This is a genomic window from Nocardia sp. NPDC004604 (assembly GCF_040609795.1).
In the GTDB taxonomy this organism is placed as follows: domain Bacteria; phylum Actinomycetota; class Actinomycetes; order Mycobacteriales; family Mycobacteriaceae; genus Nocardia.
The window spans coordinates 29,951-47,896 of the sequence record NZ_JBEXLC010000034.1; the positions used below are offsets into that span (position 1 = coordinate 29,951).

A 17,946-nucleotide genomic window follows, 5' to 3' on the forward strand; every position below is an offset into this window, starting at 1 on the left:
CGCACTGTGAACGATCGCTCCGAAGTCCGGGACGACCCGGCCGTCGATGAGGATCGCTGGCGCAGCGCTGGCGATCGGATCGACACGTTGCTCGACGCCACCTCGGCCGGCGGCGCCGCCGCCCGGGAACGCGCCGAGCAACTGGTCCGGGAGGTCGTCGACCTGTACGGCGCTGGGCTGCAACAGATCCTGCGGCTGCTCGACGACGATGCGATCGAACGACTGGCCGACGACGAGCTGATCGCGAGTCTGCTGCTTGTGCACGGACTCCATCCGCACGATGTCGTGACACGGGTGCAGGCCGCACTGGACAGTGTGCGGCCCTACCTGGGATCGCATGGCGGCGATGTCACCCTGCTCGGCGTCGCGGACGGCGTGGTCCAGCTGGAGCTCACCGGGAGCTGCCGCACCTGCCCATCCTCGTCGGTGACGCTCGAGCTGGCGGTCGAGGATGCGGTGCGAGCGGCGGCGCCGGAGATCGACTCCATCGAAGTGGTTGCGGCTCAGTCGGATTCGACCCCCGGCGTATTCCCGGCCGAATCGCTGATGACGCATATACATCCGCGCGGGCAGCAGGTCGGCAGCTGGATCGGCGTGCCCGAACTCGCCACGTTGGGTCCCGGTGAGGTCGGCGGGTTCACCATCGCCGGAGTGGCGGTGCTTGCCTGTCGGATCGGTGACGGGCTGTTCGTCTATCGCGATTGCTGTGCGGCCTGCGGGAATTCGCTGGCCGGGGCGGTATTGCACCGCCGAATGGGGTTCGCATCGGATGAAGCCGTGCTGCGCTGCCCGGTATGCCGGGCACACTTCGATGTCGTGCACGCCGGTGCCCGAATCGACGGCGACGGTCATCTCGAGCCGCTTCCGGTATTGGTCCGCGACGGCGAGCCGTCGGTTGCGCTTCCGGCGGAGGTGGTCGGGTGAATCCATCGTTCCCGGTGCTGCGGCGTCTCGCGGCGGCGCGACCGGCGACCACGCCGGTCGGGGAGCGGTGCGAAATGTGCGCGGACCCGATCGCAGAGACTCACCAGCACGTGGTGAATATCGAAGGCAGACAGCTGATGTGCGTTTGTCGCGGCTGCTATCTGCTGTTCACCGACAGCTCGGCGTCGCTGCGCTACCGGGCGGTGCCCGATCGGTATCTGGTTTTCCCGAATGTCACTGTTGGTCAAGGGGAATGGGATGCGCTGGAGATTCCGGTCGGCTTGGCGTTCTTCTTCCGCAACTCCACACTCGGCCGCACCGTCGCGTTCTATCCCGGACCGGCCGGTGCCACCGAATCCGAACTGCCGCTCGACCTGTGGAGCGCCATCCTGGAACGGCATCCGGAGATCGACATTCTGGCCGACGATACCGAGGCACTGCTGATTCGGATGCCGGATCGCGGCGCCACGTCGGGCTGCCTATTGCTGCCCATCGACGCCTGCTACGAATTCGTCGGACGGGTGCGAATGCTGTGGCGCGGGTTCGACGGCGGACGTGATGTGCACCGGTACATCGACGAGTTCTTCTCGGCGATGTCGGCCCGCGCGCGAGTTGCCGGGGGACCGCGATGAGCCCGGCGTACTCGATCACCTTCGCCGTACTGGATATCCGGCCGGAGTTGTACGCGGCGGCACCAGCGCTGTCCGCCAGGGTCGGCATCGCGGCGCTGGCCGAGGAGCCGGTCCATGCCATCGCGCTACGGGCGCAGGTGCGCATCGAACCGAATCGCCGCTCCTACACCGACGAGGAATCCGCGGGTCTGGTGGATCTGTTCGGTCCCCGCGAACGGTGGCACGACACCCAGCGCTCGTTTCTGTGGATGCACTGCGCCACCATGGTTCCCGGATTCAGCGGAGGCGCCGAGGTGGATCTGCCGCTGCCGGTAACCTACGACTTCGAGGTCGCCGGATCGAAGTATCTGCATGCGCTGCGAGCGGGCACGGTACCGCTGATCTTTCTGTTCAGCGGCACGGTATTCATCAAGGGCGCCAATGGTTTCGCGATCCAGCAGGTGCCATGGGATCGCGACGACAGATTCAATATGCCGGTATCGGTATGGCATGACCTGATGGGCGCGTATTTCCCGAATTCGGGTTGGTTGCGGCTGTCGCGGGAGACTCTCGACGACCTGTCGGCCTATAAATCCGGCCGTGGCCTGCTCGGCTACGACGATGCGGTTCGTGAACTGCTGGCCACCGAGGCTCGGGAGGCGCGATGAAGCTGGATGAGGCGGGCCGGTCCGCGCGTGCCCGAGCGCGCGCGGTGGCCGACTCGGTGCTCTACGAGGGGTATCTGCTCTACCCCTATCGGGCGAATGCCCGAAAGAACCAGTCCCGCTGGCAATTCGGCGTGCTCGGTCCGGTGGATGCGGCGGAATCGGGGTTGGGTGAGGAAGCGGGGCTGTCGGCACAGTGTCTCGTCGAGGCCGCCGACGGCGCCACGATCGGCGTCACCGTCCGGTTCCTGCAGTTGCAGCGGCGCACCGTCGAGGATGAACTCGGCGCGTCGGTGGCCGAGCTGCGGGTCGGCTCGCGGTCGTGGCTCAGCTGGGACGAGGCCGTCGAACAGGAACTCGATTTCGGGCCGTTTCCCCTGGCCGACCGCACTTTCCGGATCACGATCGAGGGCGGTACCGACCTCGAGGAGATCGACGACGGAGCCGGAAATATCGTCGGCCGACTGGTTCGCACCCGGTGTCCGCTCGTCGGGGAACTGACGGTGACGGTGCACCGTGTGGACGGGTACCAGGGACTGACAATCGCGGTTCGCAATCTGGGTTCGCCCGCCTCCGATAAGGACGACGCCATCGCCCGTTCGTTCATCGGCGCGCATGTCCTCGCCGAAATCGAAGGTGGCGACTTCGTATCGCTGCTGGACCCGCCTGCGGAGGCGGCGGCCGCGGTGCAGCGCTGCTCGCACCATCGGTGCTTCCCCGTGCTGGCCGGGCCTCCCGGCGATCAGAGCCTGCTGCTGATCTCACCGATCATCCTCTACGACCACCCACAGGTCGCCGAACAGAGTCCGGGTCCGCTATTCGACTCCACCGAGATCGACGAGATCCTTGCGCTGCGCGTGATGACCATGACCGATGAAGAAAAGGAACAGGCCCGCGCCACCGATGCGCGGGCCGCGGAGATCATCGACCGCTGCGACAGCATGACACCGGACCAACTGCAAGAGCTGCACGGTGAGCTGCGCGACCTGCGACAGCCACAAGTGCTGCCCGCGATCCCCGACGGTGTCGACTGGTGGGATCCCTTGGCCGACAATGCCGTACGTCCCGAGTCCGATGCCGTCGTCGTGGCAGGCGTACTGGTGAGCAAGGGCAGTCGGGTGGTGCTGCGTCCGTCTCGCCGCGCCGACGCTCACGACTTGTTCTACGACAGCATGGTCGCGCGAGTGACGTTGGTACACGAGGACGTGGACGGCGACGTGCACATCGGGGTTGTCGTCGAAGACGATCCCGCGGCCGATCTGCACGAGTGGTACGGGCGCTACCTGTATTTCGCTCCCGACGAGATCGAGCCGCTCGAGGGCTCATAGAGATGAGGCTCATAGAGATGAAAGGAAGGGTCGATATGGAAACGGTAGGGGTGATCGCGACCGTTGTCGTCGCTGTGGTCGTGGCCGGATGCGCGGTCGTCGGGCTGCGGTCCATACCGGACCTCCGGAGGTATCTGCGGATTCGCCATATGTGAGGCCGGTATCGACTGTGCGGCCGGTGTCGACCGATGTGAATGCCGGTGACGCGCTGTCGTCGGCCGACGGACAGGGGTGATGGGCACGACACAAGTACTGGTCGCGGGCGTAGGCAATATCTTTCTCGGCGACGACGGATTCGGGCCCGCCGTGGTTCGACAGCTGTCGTCCGGCGGTGAGAACGGTGTGCATTTCGTCGATTACGGCATCCGAGGCATGCATCTGGCCTACGACCTGCTCAACGAATGGGACGCGTTGGTGCTCGTGGACGCGATCCCGGATCGGGGTGCGCCCGGCCGGATCGAGGTGTTCCGCATCGAGCTGGCCGAGAGCGCGAGCACGTACTTCGACGGGCACGCGATGAATCCCGAAGCCGTCTTCGAGACGGTCCTGGCGCTCGGCGGCACCGTGCCGCCCACGATCGTGGTGGGCTGTCAGGTCGAATCCGTTGCCGAGGGGATCGGATTGACCGCCTCGGTCGAGGCGGCCGTGCCCCACGCGATCACCGCGATCGACACCGTGGTGGCGGACCTGCTCGATCGACAGGAGGTATGAGCTGTGTGCCTCGGGATCCCCGGCCGGGTAATCGAGATCGTCGACGGCTACCACGATCAGATCGCGCTCGTGGATGTGTCGGGTGCGCGCAGACGGGTGAATGTCGGCATACTGCAGGACGATCCGGTGCGCCCCGGCGACTGGGTGATCATCCATATGGGCTTCGCGGTGGAGAAGACCGACGAAGCGGGGGCGGCCGCGGCGCTGGACGGGCTGCGACTGCTCGGGCACGGGGAGCTGCCGTGAACCGACGTATTCGGTGGCAGGTGGAAGTCCGAGGTGTGGTCCAGGGCGTCGGATTCCGGCCCTTCGTGTACACCACCGCCGCCGAATTGTCCTTGACCGGCCGGGTGTCCAACGACAGCCGCGGGGTGATCATCGAAATCGAGGGCGGACCGGCGGATCTGGACGAATTCGTGAGCCGAATTCGCCTCCGGCCGCCACCGCTCGCGGTCATCGAAACCGTCGAGCACACCGAGATCCCGGTGCGCGGCGGGACCGGTTTCCATATCGCCGACACCACCATTCGCGGCGGCAGCCGGACACTGGCCTCGCCCGATGTTGCGATCTGCGCAGACTGTGCGGCCGAGCTGTGCGATCCGGGCAATCGGCGGTACCGCCATCCGTTTGTCAACTGCACCAACTGCGGTCCGCGGTTCACCATCATCGCCAGCCTGCCCTACGACCGCGAGCGCACCTCCATGGCCGAGTTCGCGATGTGCGAGCGCTGTGCCAGCGAATACCGCGATCCCGGTGACCGGCGCTTCCACGCGCAGCCGATCGCCTGTCCGGATTGCGGTCCGACCCTGTCCTATACCGGTCCGGGCGCTGGTGATCCGCTGGCAGCGGCGCGTGATCTATTGCGCTCCGGTGGAATTCTCGCGGTCAAGGGTATCGGTGGCTACCATCTCGCGTGCGATGCGGCGAACGAGGCTGCCGTCGCCGAGTTGCGTCGCCGAAAGCGGCGCGGGGACAAGCCTTTTGCCGTCATGGTGTCCGATCTGCTGACCGCGCGGTCGATCGTGGAGGTGCACGAGACGGCCGCCGCGCTGTTGACCGGCCCCGCCCGCCCGATTGTGCTGTTGCCGCGCCACCGTGTTCTACCGGGCGAGATACCTTGTGCACCTGATGGATTCGTCACTGTCGCGGAATCGGTGGCACCGCGCAACCCGGACCTCGGCGTCATGATCGCCTACACGCCACTGCATCTGCTGCTCTTCGGGCTGTCCGGCGACGCGCCCGGCCCCCAGGTGCTGGTGATGACATCGGGAAATCTGGGTGGTGAGCCGATCTGCTACGACGACGGCGACGCGCTGACGCGGCTCGCGGGTCTGGCCGACGGGTGGCTCTCGCACAACCGTCGCATCCTGGTGCCCTGCGACGATTCGGTGGTGCGGCTGGTCGATGGCGATGAGCTGCCCGTCCGGCGATCCCGCGGCTACGCGCCACTGCCGCTGGCGCTACCCATGCCGGTGCCGCCGACACTCGCGGTCGGTGCCGATCTGAAGAACACCTGTGCGGTCGGAGACGGACGTTACGCCTGGTTGAGCCAGCACATCGGCGATATGGACGACCTGGCCACCCTGCGGGCGTTCACCGATGCCGAGCGCCATCTCGAGGAACTGACCGGAGTGCGCCCCGGCCAATTGGCGGCGGACGCGCATCCGCGCTATCGGTCGACCGCCTGGGCCGAACAGCACGCCGCCGGGCGTCCGGTGCGGACGGTGCAGCATCATCACGCCCATATCGCGGCGGTGATGGGGGAGCACGGGCTGGACCCGGCCGCCGCCGTCCTCGGAATAGCCTTCGACGGTACGGGATTCGGGCCGGACGGTGCGATCTGGGGAGGTGAGGTCCTCGCCGCGGGCTACAAGGGCTATCGCCGACTCGCACATCTGCGATATGTGCCGCTGGCCGGTGGCGACGCCAGTGTGCGCCGACCGTATCGCATGGCGCTTTCGCACCTGCGGGCCGCGGGTATCGAGTGGGCCGAGGACATCCCGGCCGTGCGGGCCTGCCCCGCCGCCGAACGCGCGGTGCTCATGCACCAGTTCGACACCGGATTCGGCTGTGTGCCGACTTCGAGCATGGGGCGATTGTTCGACGCGGTGTCCTCGCTGGTCGGCGTGCGCCACCAGGTGGACTACGAGGCGCAGGCCGCGATCGAACTGGAGGCGATCGCGCGTGGCGTGGATCCCGGTACGGACCGCTACCGGTTCGCGATCCCGTCTCGCGGTGCCGCGGAGTCGACCTCCGATATCGCCTCGATCGATGCGGCATCGGTGATCGCCGCGGTGCTCAGCGATGTGCGTCAGGGTGTTCCGGCGGGTGTGATCGCAGCGCGCTTTCATGCCGCGGTCGCCCACCTGGTGCTGGAACTGGCCACCGCATTCGCGGCGCCGTCGACGCCGGTTGCGCTGTCCGGTGGCGTGTTCCAGAACGCCCTTTTGCTCTCTCGGACTCGGATACTGCTGCGGGAGAACGGATTTCATGTCATAAGCCATCGCAGACTGCCGCCCAATGACGGCGGTCTCGCGTTCGGTCAGCTACTCGCCATCGGCGCGGGTTGAGCGGAAGGAGAGGCAATCATGTGCTTGGCGGTCCCGGGAAAGGTGCTCAGCCTGCACGAGCGTGATGGCACGTTGATGTCGGTGGTCGACTTCGGCGGCGTCCACAAGGATGTGTGCCTGCAATACATCCCCGACGCGGCCGTGGGTGATTATGTCGTCGTCCACGTCGGATTCGCGATCCAGCGTCTCGATGAGCAGTCGGCGCTGCAGACTCTGTCCGAATTCGAACGGCTCGGGGTGCTGAAGGAGGAGTTCGGCGATGGCTTCGCCATCGCCGCGGCGCAGGCCGGTCTCGAGAATCCGGAAGCCACCGAACAGCAACCCGACCCGGAGGTGACATAGTGAAGTACCTTGATGAATTCAGCAATCCAGAACTCGCGAAGATCCTGCTCGACCGCATCCGGGCGGTGACAACCAGGCGCTGGTCGATTATGGAAGTGTGTGGCGGACAGACGCATTCGATCATTCGCCACGGTATAGACCAGCTTCTGCCCGATCAGATCGAGATGATCCATGGTCCCGGCTGCCCGGTGTGCGTCACACCGCTCGATGTGATCGATAAGGCACTCGCGATCGCCGCCCGGCCGGGGGTGATCTTCTGTTCCTTCGGCGATATGTTGCGTGTTCCCGGCAGTACGAAGGATCTGTTCCGCGTCAAGAGCGAGGGTGGCGACGTGCGGGTGGTCTATTCACCCCTGGACGCACTCGAATTGGCGCGGGCGAATCCCGACCGTCAGGTGGTGTTCTTCGGCATCGGTTTCGAGACCACCGCACCCGCCAATGCGATGACCGTGTATCAGGCGAAACGACTCGGCGTGCAGAATTTTTCGCTGCTGGTCTCCCATGTGCTGGTACCGCCGGCCATTGCCGCGATCATGGAATCGCCGACCTGCCGGGTGCAGGCGTTCCTCGCTGCGGGGCACGTGTGCACCGTGATGGGAACCGGCGAATACCCACCGTTGGCGGAGAAGTACCGGGTTCCGGTGGTGGTCACCGGATTCGAGCCGCTCGACATTCTCGAGGGCATCCGCCGCACCGTGATGCAGCTGGAGGCCGGGCGTCACGAGGTGGAGAACGCCTATCCCCGTGCCGTCGCCGCCGCCGGTAACCCAGCGGCCAAGGCGATGCTGGAGGACGTTTTCGAGGTCACCGACCGGGGCTGGCGGGGGATCGGCGTCATCCCGCGCAGCGGCTGGCGGCTCTCGGAGCGCTACCGCGACTACGATGCGGAGCAACGGTTCGCAGTCGGCCACATGAGTACCGCAGAATCCTCGATCTGCCGATCCGGCGAGGTGTTGCAGGGCCTCATCAAACCGCACGAATGCGCCGCATTCGGCAAGCAGTGCACGCCGCGAAACCCGCTGGGCGCCACCATGGTGTCCTCGGAGGGTGCCTGCGCGGCCTACTACCTCTACCGGCGGCTCGACCTGCCTGCGGAGGTCGCTCATGCATGAGAAGACCGATGTGTCGGCGACAGCGCCGGTCTTCGACATGGACGGCTGGGTCTGCCCGATGCCGCTGCGGGATTCACCGAATATCGTGATGGGCCACGGCGGCGGTGGGGCGATGTCGGGCGAACTCATCGAGCACCTTTTCCTGCCCGCATTCGGTGCGGCGTCCGAGACCGGGCTCGCAGATTCCGCCGTGATCACCATCGGCGGAACCAAGTTGGCCTTCACCACCGATTCATTCGTGGTGAAACCGATGGTATTTCCGGGCGGCTCGATCGGTGAGCTCGCCGTCAACGGTACGGTCAACGATCTGGCCATGGTGGGCGCTCGCCCGGCAGCGCTGTCGACAGCGTTCATTCTGGAAGAAGGCACCGCGCTGGTCGATATCGCCCGCATCGCGGCGGCGATGGGCACCGCCGCACTGGGCGCCGATGTGAAACTGGTGACCGGCGACACCAAGGTGGTCGATGCGGGCCACGGTGACGGGGTCTACATCAATACGGCCGGAATCGGTGTGGTCGACGACGGCGTGGATATCCGTCCGGAGCGGGCCCGGCCCGGTGATGTGGTGATCGTCAGCGGCGAGATCGGACTGCACGGTGTCGCCGTATTGAGCTGCCGCGAAGGACTCGAATTCGGGACCACGGTGTTCAGCGACACCGCCCCCCTCAACGGGCTGGTCGCCGCGATGATCGCCACCGGAGCGGATGTGCACGTACTGCGCGATCCCACGCGCGGCGGCGTGGCGGCCACCCTGAACGAGATCGCGCGAGTCGCGAAAGTCGGTGTCGCACTGGATGAGCGGACGATCCCGGTACCCGCGGAGGTCCGCGATGCCTGCGCACTGCTCGGCCTCGACCCGATGTATGTCGCCAATGAGGGCAAGTTGGTCGCGTTCGTGCCGCCGCAGGATGCCGATCGGGTGCTCGCCGCGATGCGCGACCATCCACTCGGCGCCCGCAGTGCCGCAATCGGAGTCTGCGTCGCAGAGCATCCCGGCATGGTGGTCGCCCGGACGGCACTGGGTGGCACCCGCGTGGTCGATTTGCCTGCGGGTGAGCAGCTACCGCGAATCTGTTGAAAGACAGGCAATTTCCCCGCAGTGGAGAAGGCGGAGGTACTGGCATCGTTGGTATCGAGTCGACGTGTGTCGACGGCACCGATATGTTCGTCCGCTATGCCAACGCGCCCAACGCGCTCGGGTTCTGTGGTCCAGCGGATGCGGAGCTGCGCGGCGGGGCGCGCCAGGCCGTGCGCGCGGCGGCGCAGAAGTTCTCCGGTGCGTGGCCGTATCTGCAGGTGATGTCCAAACTGACCGGAATCGACGATCCATTGGACGGTCGTCTCGTCGAATCGTATTGGCTCGGTGGCGGTGTCGGCGCCGACTTGGACGCCGCGGAGTTCGCTGCCGAACTCTTGGCCGTCATAGGCCCGGTCGCCGGGCACTACTGGGCGCACCTGACTCCCGACCTGGCTGGCGAGGCCGCGGCCAATCACTGTTTCCACGTCTTCGGTGTCTACCCGTGGAGCCGATTGCTCGGTAAGGGCAACGACGAACATCCCGTGTATGTCCTCGACAGCTGCCGCATCACGTGGGGAAGGGTGCTCGCCGCAGCGGATTCCGAGGTCGTGGTCCGCTGTCGCCATCTCACCTGGGACGGGAACCGGCTTGCGCTGTCCGCTCCGGCGCCGCGGCGGGTCGACGTGTGGCACAACGGTTATTCGGCGGTGCCCGACGTGGCGGTTGGCGATATCGTTGCGCTGCATTGGGATCAGCTGTGCGGCCGCCTGCGTCCGCAACAGGTCCGGCACCTGGCCGCGACGACAATCCGCCAGTTGCGCGTCACAAATGAACGACTGGGCCGACGCTGAGACGCGACCGCGAACGCGCTCGCACCGGCAGGGCCGACACCCGGTATCGGCGCACTCGATGGCTACGAACTCGATAACTTTCCTGCCGATCGCGTCGCATGCGTCGGCCACCGGGTTATCGTCGAATCCGCTGGGTTCGTCTGGGAGAGGACAGTATTCATGACGACAACTCTCTCCGATCGAGTAGCTTCGCGTTACCGTGTCGTCCGGGATGCATTGACCCCGCAGGAGTGGTTTCGCGCCGCGGCGATGATCGGCGTGATCGTTGCCCTGCATCTCGTCGGCTGGATCACCTTGGTCGTCTTCGTCGCCCCACAGCATTTCGGGGTCGGCGGGCAGACATTGGGTATCGGGGTCGGATTGACCGCATACACCCTCGGACTGCGCCATGCCTTCGACGCCGATCATATTTCCGCCATCGACAACACCACCCGGAAGTTGATGAGTGACGGGCAGCGGCCGCTGTCGGTGGGTTTCTTCTTCTCCCTCGGCCACTCCACCGTTGTTTTCGGACTCGCGTTGCTGCTATCGATCGGCGTCAAGGCGATCGTGGGTCCGGTCGAAGACGATTCCTCCGCCCTGCACCATTACACCGGGCTGATCGGAACAACGGTCTCCGGTACGTTCCTCTATCTCATCGCATTCATCAACATCGTCGTTCTCGTGGGAATTCTTCGCGTATTCCGGAGCATGCGGACCGGTCAATACGATGAGGCCGCGCTCGAGCACCAACTCGCCAATCGCGGTTTCCTGAACCGCTTCTTCGGCGGTGCGATGAAGTCCATCACCAAGCCGTGGCAGATATATCCGATCGGTGTCCTGTTCGGGCTGGGATTCGACACCGCCACCGAGGTCGCCCTGCTCGTGCTCGCGGGCACGGGTGCGGCCGCGGGGTTGCCGTGGTACGCGATCCTTTGCCTCCCGATCCTGTTCGCCGCCGGGATGAGCCTGCTCGACACGCTCGACGGATCATTCATGAATTTCGCCTATGGATGGGCCTTCGCGAAACCGGTTCGCAAGGTGTACTACAACCTCACGGTCACCGCATTGTCGGTGGCGGTGGCGGTGATCGTCGGCACCATCGAACTGCTCGGCCTGCTGGCCGAACAGATGGACTGGAGCGGCGGCATCTGGGATGCGGTGAGCGGCGTGGACCTCAATATCGTCGGCTTCGCGATCGTTGCCCTCTTTGCGCTGACCTGGGCGGTCGCACTGCTGGTCTGGCGGTTCGGTCGGATCGAGGAGAAGTGGGTCGCGCCACCGAGCCAGCTCTAGAAACGTCCGGCGCTCCGTCGGAGGTGCCGATTCCTTCGCCTCACATGCCCACGAATTCGCAGATCGGCGCGGGATATGTTGCGTGGTCGACGTGCTGGCGCCATGGCCGGTGAATCGACGCGCCGGGCAGCGTGGCGAGTTCGGGCACCCAACGGCGCACGTACTCGCCCTCGGGATCGAATCGGTTGGCCTGCCGCAGGGGATTGAGGGTGCGGTTGGCCCGAGTGTCGGTGCCGGTCCCCGCGACCCACTGCCAGTTGAGCTGATTATTGGCGAGGTCGGCGTCGACCAGCCAGCGCAGGAAGTGGCGGGCGCCCACCCGCCAGTCGATACCCAGCGACTTCGTCAAGAAGCTCGCGGCGATCAGCCGGGCGCGACCGGGCATCCACCCCTGGGCCAGCAGTTGGCGCATTCCGGCGTCGACTACCGGGATTCCGGTGCGACCCTCCTGCCATGCCGTGACCGCATCCGGATCCTCGCGCCAGACGACAGCCCGCGATCGATAGTCGTTCCAGGCGGCGCGTGGTCTGGCTGCCAGTAACTGGTGATGAAAGTCCCGCCACGCCAATTGCCTGGCGAACGCGAGCCCGTCGACTGTCGACAGGTCTGTTGCTTCCAGGACCTGCACCGGCGACAGACAACCGAAGTGCAGATACGGCGACAGGTGGGATGTGGCATCGGCGTCGAGCGCATCACTGCGGCGGTCGTAGTCGCTGATCCCCGCGGAAACCCACTCGCGCAACAGTTTCCGTCCGGTCGTCGCACCACCGACCGAAAGCAGCGGGGAGGTGGGCCCGGGGCACAGGTCTTCGGCGACGGGCAGCCGATCGCTGGCCACCGGCGGTGTCCGGAGCCGCCGGGGTCTGGCCAGCGTGTCGAGGCGATATTCGAAGACCCAGCGCCGGAAATACGGTGTGAAGACAGCGAAGTGGTCGCGGCCACCGGCCGGGCGCAGTGCTGCGGCGGCGGTGACCGAGGTGTCGTAGGTATGCAGGGAACGGCCGCGGCGCGTGAGCCGGTTTCGCAACCGCTCGGCGCGGCGGACACTGTAGGCACTGACGTCGGCGGCCACATGGACGCGGAGCGCGCCCACCTCCTCGGCGACCCGATCGGTTTCGGTCACCGTATCGCCGCGCCTGATCACCAGATGGCTACCGAGAGAACGTAATTCGGTATCCAGCTCGGATAACGCCGCGGCAAGGAATCGCGCGCGGTTCGGGGCGGCGAAGCGCGCCACGATGTGCTCGTCGACCACGAACAACGGGACCACCGCGGCACCGTCGCGCTGGGCGGCGATCAGGACCGGATTGTCGTCGACCCGCAGATCACGGGTGAACAGCGCGATGACCGTCCCGGCCCGGGTGGACGAGGTTGCATCGAAGGTGCCCTGGTGCTGGGTCATCGGGTACACAGCGGCGCGATATCGCTGAGCCCGCCCGTCGTGGGCGACGTCAGGTACCGGCACGGACTTTGCCCCACCCCTGTGATCGCGGCGCGCACGTGGTTCCACGTATCGGGATCGAGCGCAACCGTGCGGGACAGAACGAACCCGGACGCCCGGGTCGGGTCGGTCACCAGGGCCCACGAATAGTCGGGACCCAGTGCGGTGACGATGTAGTTGGTCGGACCGTTCCGCAGGTCCTGACCGGGTACGCCGGGGAAGCTGACATGGAGCTGTGCGCCGGTCTGCCGGTCGTTGACCGTTGCCGTGCCGTCGATTTCGTTCAACTCACCGGTCCAGGTCACGCACGAGTTGTGCACGGCGACGTCCCCGCGTTCGTCCAAGCGATACTCGGCCATGGTGTCGCGAGCACAGGAGAGGTTGAACACCTGCGGGACGGCGGCCAATTGATGCCAGGTGCCCGCATAGCGCCCGAGATCCAACTGCGGCACCGGATCCGGGCCGGGACTCGCCGACGCGGCACTCGACGGCGACACTGCTGCCGTCACAGCGACCAACCCGGCCGCCACGAAGGAGGTGCGCCGAAGCCCCCTTGTTCGGGTGGTGCGTGAGGTCATACCGAACTCCTCGCATCTCGGCCCCCGAATGTCACCGTACCATCATTCGATGCATAATCGATGCATTCTGCACTTCTCGCAACCGGAGAGGACACGTGCCGCCGAACGACGCACTACCCGCGCACGATGCAGTGATGCACACCGCCGTTCCGGGGCGCACGCGAGCAGCGGCGGGAAGATGTGCCCGGTTCCGGCGCCACGGGCAGGCACAATAGGCCCATGTCCGCCGGTCCCGTTCCCTTGCCCGATGCGGCCGGATATACGGTCCGCGCGGTGGCCGACCGCCTCGGAATTCCGACCGCGACGCTGCGCAGCTGGAACCGCCGCTACGAGATCGGCCCGATCCGGCATCAGGCCGGTAGGCATCGCCTTTACCGCGAATCCGATATCGCCGTACTCGAACAGATGCTCGCCCTCATCCGCACCGGCCTGAGCCCGGCCGGCGCGGCCGCCGCGGTGACCGGGCGGCAGCACGCACCCGCGCGCGGCGATTGGGAACCACTCGTCGATGCCGCGTTCACACTGGATACAACGACGCTGTCGGCCATGCTCACCGCGCATCTGGACGCCCACGGGGTCATCGACACCTGGGAACTGCTGTGCCGCCCGGCCTTCGCCGCGATCGTCGCACGCCAACTCGGCGGTGAGGGTTGTGTCGACGTAGAGCATCTGCTGTCGTGGTCGATCACGGCGGTGCTGCACCGGCACACCCCGCCCACCACCCCGGCGCACGCGCGCGCCGTGATCCTGGCCTGTACCAGCGGCGAGACCCACGCGCTTCCGCTCGAAGCCCTGCGCGCGGCCCTCGCCGAACGCGGAGTCGCCGCCTGGATGCTCGGCGCCAACGTGCCCGCCGACGCCATTGCCGACACACTCGCCCGCACCGCTCTCCCCACCGACGTGGTGCTGTGGTCCCAACAGGAATCCACCGCGCTGACCTCCGCGATCCGCGCCTGCGAAGCCGCCGACGCACGAGTATTCGTCGGCGGCCCCGGCTGGGACGCAGCCATCCTGCCGATCACCGCCACCCGATTGTCCGGACTCGCCGAAGCCACTGACCGGATCGCCACACCGCCCGACTAACGGCTGCGTCGAGGGCGACCATCATCGCCAGGAACGATGCATAATCGGTGCACCATGCCCAGCGCGCTCAGGACCTGGCTGTCGCTGCTCCGCTCACCCCGACATCCCGTACACCTCGTCGGTGTGGTAGCTGGATTCAGTTGGGCCGCTGCGTTATTCGTCCCGAGTCAGCCCTCGCCAGCGCAGATCGGCCAAGCGGCGTTCGAGACAGCGCTTCGCGTGTTTCGGGGTCTTCCCTTCGGCGAGCTTCTTGTCGTAGTGGCCGCGGCCGTGGTCACGCGCATCCGGATTTGGATCATCGCGATGGTGTGCAGCACTCGAGCGTCCGCCGGTCCGTCATCGAAGGCAAGGATCCGCACGGCCCTGATCCGACCCACCCGACAGTCGGTGGCGTCCGCCAGCGAATTACGGAACCATTGGTCTGATCTCGTGCACGACCCTTCAGGTGTGGCCCGTCCGCAATCAAAGGAGGAGTCATGGGCAAGGAACCGAACCACAATGCTCAGCCAGACTTCGAAGCGCTGTACCGCGATGCACCGCCGGAGCAGGACGCTGCTGCGTTGATCCCCTGGGACATCGGCGGCCCACAGCCGGTAGTGCAGCAGTTGGTGGCCTACGGCGCTGTGCGGGGCGAGGTGCTCGACCCCGGAACCGGCCTGGGACATCACGCGATCCACTACGCGTCCAAGGGCTACTCGGCCACCGGGATCGATGCGTCGCCGACGGCGATCGAGCGGGCCAGGCGCAACGCGGAGCGCGCCGGGGTGCGGGTGGACTTCCAAGTGGCCGATGCCACCAGACTCGACGGCCTGGAGAATCGGTTCGACACCGTCGTCGACAGCGCGTTCTACCACGTGTTCCTCGACGACGAACAAACACAGACCCAGTACGCGCAGGCCCTGCACCGGGCCACTAAACCGGGGGCGCGACTGTTCATGTTCGAAATCGGACGCCACAATGTCAACGGCCTGCAGCCCGACGGTCTGCCGGCGGAGAATTTCGAGCGGGTGCTTCCCGCGGCCGGGTGGCGCATCGACTACCTGGGAACCACCACGTACCAAGCCACCTTCAGCCCCGAGACGTTCACCTACCTCACCAAGGAGATGCGCGTCGACTCGGGATGGGCTGACCGGATGAAGCCGATGCTGGAACAACTCCAGATCGTTGCGCCGCTGCTGAAAAACAACCGGGTGCACCTGCCGGTGTGGGCCGTGACCGCCACCCGCCTCGACTAGCTGTGCCCTTCCGAGCTGCCGCACCACTCACGTTACGTAGCGGCCGACGGAGGCTGGAAGCGTGTGGGCCTCGGCAGTGCGCTGCACTGCACCGAGGCCGGCGTGCCTGCTGATCGGATGTTCTGCCCTCGCGCTTGGCAAGCACGCGGCGGAGCGGTCGAGTAGTTGCTGCCCTGTGCCGTGCCGGGCTTGTGCGGGGATCAGAACAGCGACTGATCGGTCGGGATCGGTTCGGGTGGGCGTCGTGGCGACGGCGGTGCCATCGCGATTTCCCCCCGTCGGGCAGCCCGCCACCACCGCTGTCCGGAGTCGATGCCACGCCGGATCTTGCGCACAGTGGGCACCTGTGTGAGTAGGTGCAGCTGATATCGCCACGGCAGCTGTGCTCCGTGCCGAGCCGCCATCGCATAGGCGAACTGCACGGCGCTGCGGTCGAGATACCGGTCGGCGTGTTCGAACCAGATCATGCTGGCACGGGCGGCGGCCTGTATCGGGCGCAGCGCAGCGCGCCGCTGCGCATCGTAGTTCTCCAGCGCGTCGGCGACCTCGGCACGCTCGTACAGGTTCTGTGCGAGCACGACGGCGTCGACGATTGCCAACCGGGTGCCCGAACCGATGGTGAAGTGCGTCGTGTGCGCTGCATCGCCGAGCAGCACCACATTGTCGTGGTACCAGGTCTTGTTGGTTACCTCGGGAAAGCGGCTCCACTTTGCGAACTCGCCTCGTGTCTTGCTGATCAACGAGTGACCGTCGAGAAGGCGCGTGAATATGTTCTCCAGGACACGCAAGTTCTCCAGGCTGTCCAGGGCGTCGAATCCCAGTCCATGCCAAGTCTGCGGTTGGCACTCAACGATGCAGGTGCTGATCTTTTCGGCAACCGACGGGTAGGCATGGAACCAGATCCAACCGGCCGAGGTGTGTTCGAAGGCGAAGGTAAATCGGGTGAATACCTTGTCCGTACCGAGCCAGATAAATCGATTCTCGCCGAGCGCGACGGACGTGCCGAAACGAGGATTACCCAGCTGCCGTATCCGGCTGTTCGCGCCGTCGCAAGCGACGATGAGATCGGTGTCTTCGAAGCCGGACAGGTCGTGGACCTCTCGCTCGTGCTGGACATCGACGCCCAGGTCGCTCGCCCGTCGGGAAAGTACGTCGAGCAATGCCGCACGCCCCATGCTGAACCCGTACCCCGCGAAATGAGCGGTCTGGTCGTCGCGCACATGGATTGCCTGTTCACGCCATAGGACCGACCCGGCACGCACCGCCTGGGCGCTGTCCGGGTCGTTCCGATACAGAATGTCGAGCAGGTCGTCCCAGTACACGACGCCCCAGCCGTAGGTGGACCCGGGCGGATCGCGGTCGATCACCGTGATGTCATGGGCCGGGTCGCGCCGCTTCATCGAGATAGCGAAGTACAACCCGGCCGGCCCGCCACCGATACACACGATCTTCATCTCGTCACCAGCTCCAGCCCGGTTGGTCGCACCTGGCTTCACATGATCGGTACTCGATGCGACCGAGCCCGGCACGCTGTGCGTGTCCGGGCTCGGTCACCGGCGCTAGAAGCTGCCCCAGCCACCCCAGCCGGGTAGGTTCCACCAGCCGGGATTCCACCATCCCCAGCCGCCACCGTTACCCCAGCCGCCGCCGTTACCCCAGCCGCCGCCGTTACCCCAGCCGCCGCCGTTACCCCAGCCGCCACCGTTACCCCAGCCGCCACCCCAGCCGCCGCCGCGACCCCAGCCGCCACCGTCACCCCAACCGCCGCCCCAGCCTCCGCCGCGACCCCAGCCTCCGCCGCCCCAGCCTCCGCCGCCCCAACCGCCGCCGTGACCCCCACCGGGGTTGTCGACGAGTTGGGTTGCAGACGTGGGCGTCGTTGCGTGCGCGGTAGGCGCTTCCGCCGTGGCTGCGACGACCGGAATTGCGGCAACTGCGGCTATACCAGCGGCGGCCGCCAACCGGGCGAACTTCGTGTGTGAATTCTTTCTTTCGGTCATGATAGGGCTCCAGATACTGTCCCGACCGGCTCGAATTCTACGCGGCTTCGCCGAACTCTAGAAGTTGCCGCGTTGACCCATCTACAATGCCCGCCACATTCCCCACCGTTGCCCAATCCGAAGATGCCCGCGTACTCCATGGTGGAGGGAGCTGGTAGCGAAGATCGCAAGAATTCCGCGGCCGTGGCCGGTCAGCGACCGG

Annotated in this window: 18 protein-coding genes; 14 read left to right on the plus strand and 4 right to left on the minus strand. The window is 66.2% G+C overall.

Translation table 11 applies throughout. The annotated features are described in order from the left end of the window. Window positions 1-6 precede the first annotated feature (6 nt). The 12 genes from ABZW16_RS15085 (at window position 7) to ABZW16_RS15140 (ending at window position 11,407) form a co-directional block, all read left to right on the plus strand. Entirely contained in the window at window positions 7-924 is a 918-nt protein-coding gene (locus ABZW16_RS15085) for a NifU family protein (protein WP_354956096.1), read from the plus strand. Further along, window positions 921-1,556, plus strand: coding sequence for a DUF5947 family protein (locus ABZW16_RS15090; RefSeq protein ID WP_354956097.1), 636 nt, complete (start codon window positions 921-923; stop codon window positions 1,554-1,556). Before ABZW16_RS15085 ends, ABZW16_RS15090 begins: the two co-directional genes overlap by 4 nt. Beyond that, window positions 1,553-2,203 (plus strand): DUF6084 family protein, encoded by a 651-nt coding sequence (locus ABZW16_RS15095; RefSeq protein ID WP_354956099.1) that lies wholly within the window; start codon window positions 1,553-1,555, stop codon window positions 2,201-2,203. Before ABZW16_RS15090 ends, ABZW16_RS15095 begins: the two co-directional genes overlap by 4 nt. After that, on the plus strand, window positions 2,200-3,528 hold the full coding sequence (locus ABZW16_RS15100) for a hypothetical protein (RefSeq protein WP_354956101.1): 1,329 nt from the start codon (window positions 2,200-2,202) through the stop codon (window positions 3,526-3,528). The genes ABZW16_RS15095 and ABZW16_RS15100 overlap by 4 nt, the downstream gene beginning before the upstream one ends. A 234-nt stretch (window positions 3,529-3,762) precedes the next feature. Beyond that, a complete protein-coding gene (locus tag ABZW16_RS15105) occupies window positions 3,763-4,239 on the plus strand; it encodes a hydrogenase maturation protease (protein WP_354956103.1) in 477 nt (158 codons plus the stop codon). A 3-nt stretch (window positions 4,240-4,242) separates the two neighbouring features. Then, window positions 4,243-4,485: a HypC/HybG/HupF family hydrogenase formation chaperone gene (locus tag ABZW16_RS15110; RefSeq protein WP_354956105.1), complete on the plus strand. Its 243-nt coding sequence runs from the start codon at window positions 4,243-4,245 to the stop codon at window positions 4,483-4,485. Next, window positions 4,482-6,809, plus strand: a complete 2,328-nt coding sequence (gene hypF / locus ABZW16_RS15115; RefSeq protein WP_354956107.1) for a carbamoyltransferase HypF — start codon at window positions 4,482-4,484, stop codon at window positions 6,807-6,809. Before ABZW16_RS15110 ends, hypF begins: the two co-directional genes overlap by 4 nt. A gap of 18 nt (window positions 6,810-6,827) precedes the next feature. Continuing rightward, the gene (locus ABZW16_RS15120; RefSeq protein WP_354956108.1) at window positions 6,828-7,151 is read left to right on the plus strand and encodes a HypC/HybG/HupF family hydrogenase formation chaperone; all 324 of its coding nucleotides are present in this window, start codon (window positions 6,828-6,830) and stop codon (window positions 7,149-7,151) included. After that, a complete protein-coding gene (hypD, locus tag ABZW16_RS15125) occupies window positions 7,151-8,263 on the plus strand; it encodes a hydrogenase formation protein HypD (RefSeq protein WP_354956109.1) in 1,113 nt (370 codons plus the stop codon). The genes ABZW16_RS15120 and hypD overlap by 1 nt, the downstream gene beginning before the upstream one ends. Beyond that, window positions 8,256-9,341 carry a hydrogenase expression/formation protein HypE gene (gene hypE / locus ABZW16_RS15130; RefSeq protein WP_354956111.1) on the plus strand — a complete coding sequence of 362 codons (1,086 nt, stop codon included), beginning with the start codon at window positions 8,256-8,258 and terminating at the stop codon, window positions 9,339-9,341. Before hypD ends, hypE begins: the two co-directional genes overlap by 8 nt. A 53-nt stretch (window positions 9,342-9,394) precedes the next feature. Then, window positions 9,395-10,132 (plus strand): DUF6390 family protein, encoded by a 738-nt coding sequence (locus ABZW16_RS15135; RefSeq protein ID WP_354956152.1) that lies wholly within the window; start codon window positions 9,395-9,397, stop codon window positions 10,130-10,132. A gap of 159 nt (window positions 10,133-10,291) precedes the next feature. After that, the gene (locus ABZW16_RS15140; RefSeq protein ID WP_354956113.1) at window positions 10,292-11,407 is read left to right on the plus strand and encodes a HoxN/HupN/NixA family nickel/cobalt transporter; all 1,116 of its coding nucleotides are present in this window, start codon (window positions 10,292-10,294) and stop codon (window positions 11,405-11,407) included. Window positions 11,408-11,447: 40 nt separating this feature from the next. Here ABZW16_RS15140 and ABZW16_RS15145 read toward each other — a convergent pair whose 3' ends face one another. Beyond that, entirely contained in the window at window positions 11,448-12,809 is a 1,362-nt protein-coding gene (locus tag ABZW16_RS15145) for a deoxyribodipyrimidine photo-lyase (protein WP_354956114.1), read from the minus strand. Beyond that, window positions 12,806-13,426, minus strand: a complete 621-nt coding sequence (locus ABZW16_RS15150; RefSeq protein WP_354956116.1) for a lipocalin family protein — start codon at window positions 13,424-13,426, stop codon at window positions 12,806-12,808. The genes ABZW16_RS15145 and ABZW16_RS15150 overlap by 4 nt, the downstream gene beginning before the upstream one ends. 219 nt (window positions 13,427-13,645) lie before the next feature. Here ABZW16_RS15150 and ABZW16_RS15155 point away from each other — a divergent pair, with 219 nt between their 5' ends. Together ABZW16_RS15155 and ABZW16_RS15160 are read left to right on the plus strand one after the other, a co-directional pair. Further along, on the plus strand, window positions 13,646-14,509 hold the full coding sequence (locus tag ABZW16_RS15155; RefSeq protein WP_354956118.1) for a MerR family transcriptional regulator: 864 nt from the start codon (window positions 13,646-13,648) through the stop codon (window positions 14,507-14,509). Window positions 14,510-14,985: 476 nt separating this feature from the next. Next, window positions 14,986-15,744, plus strand: coding sequence for a class I SAM-dependent methyltransferase (locus ABZW16_RS15160; protein ID WP_354956120.1), 759 nt, complete (start codon window positions 14,986-14,988; stop codon window positions 15,742-15,744). Window positions 15,745-15,944: 200 nt separating this feature from the next. Here ABZW16_RS15160 and ABZW16_RS15165 read toward each other — a convergent pair whose 3' ends face one another. Continuing rightward, window positions 15,945-17,144 (minus strand): FAD-dependent monooxygenase, encoded by a 1,200-nt coding sequence (locus ABZW16_RS15165; RefSeq protein WP_354956122.1) that lies wholly within the window; start codon window positions 17,142-17,144, stop codon window positions 15,945-15,947. Between the two features lie 159 nt (window positions 17,145-17,303). Then, entirely contained in the window at window positions 17,304-17,744 is a 441-nt protein-coding gene (locus tag ABZW16_RS15170; protein WP_354956124.1) for a hypothetical protein, read from the minus strand. Window positions 17,745-17,946 lie beyond the last annotated feature (202 nt).

Excerpts from the sequence above, each read along its gene's own strand:
- ABZW16_RS15165 (WP_354956122.1), bottom strand. The coding sequence starts at position 17,144 with ATGAAGCGGCGCGACCCGGCCCATGACATCACGGTGATCGACCGCGAT.
- ABZW16_RS15150 (WP_354956116.1), bottom strand. The coding sequence starts at position 13,426 with ATGACCTCACGCACCACCCGAACAAGGGGGCTTCGGCGCACCTCCTTC.
- ABZW16_RS15155 (WP_354956118.1), top strand. The coding sequence starts at position 13,646 with ATGTCCGCCGGTCCCGTTCCCTTGCCCGATGCGGCCGGATATACGGTC.
- hypE (WP_354956111.1), top strand. The coding sequence starts at position 8,256 with ATGCATGAGAAGACCGATGTGTCGGCGACAGCGCCGGTCTTCGACATG.
- ABZW16_RS15095 (WP_354956099.1), top strand. The coding sequence starts at position 1,553 with ATGAGCCCGGCGTACTCGATCACCTTCGCCGTACTGGATATCCGGCCG.
- ABZW16_RS15170 (WP_354956124.1), bottom strand. The coding sequence starts at position 17,744 with ATGACCGAAAGAAAGAATTCACACACGAAGTTCGCCCGGTTGGCGGCC.
- ABZW16_RS15100 (WP_354956101.1), top strand. The coding sequence starts at position 2,200 with ATGAAGCTGGATGAGGCGGGCCGGTCCGCGCGTGCCCGAGCGCGCGCG.
- ABZW16_RS15140 (WP_354956113.1), top strand. The coding sequence starts at position 10,292 with ATGACGACAACTCTCTCCGATCGAGTAGCTTCGCGTTACCGTGTCGTC.
- ABZW16_RS15145 (WP_354956114.1), bottom strand. The coding sequence starts at position 12,809 with ATGACCCAGCACCAGGGCACCTTCGATGCAACCTCGTCCACCCGGGCC.
- ABZW16_RS15160 (WP_354956120.1), top strand. The coding sequence starts at position 14,986 with ATGGGCAAGGAACCGAACCACAATGCTCAGCCAGACTTCGAAGCGCTG.
- ABZW16_RS15105 (WP_354956103.1), top strand. The coding sequence starts at position 3,763 with ATGGGCACGACACAAGTACTGGTCGCGGGCGTAGGCAATATCTTTCTC.
- ABZW16_RS15120 (WP_354956108.1), top strand. The coding sequence starts at position 6,828 with ATGTGCTTGGCGGTCCCGGGAAAGGTGCTCAGCCTGCACGAGCGTGAT.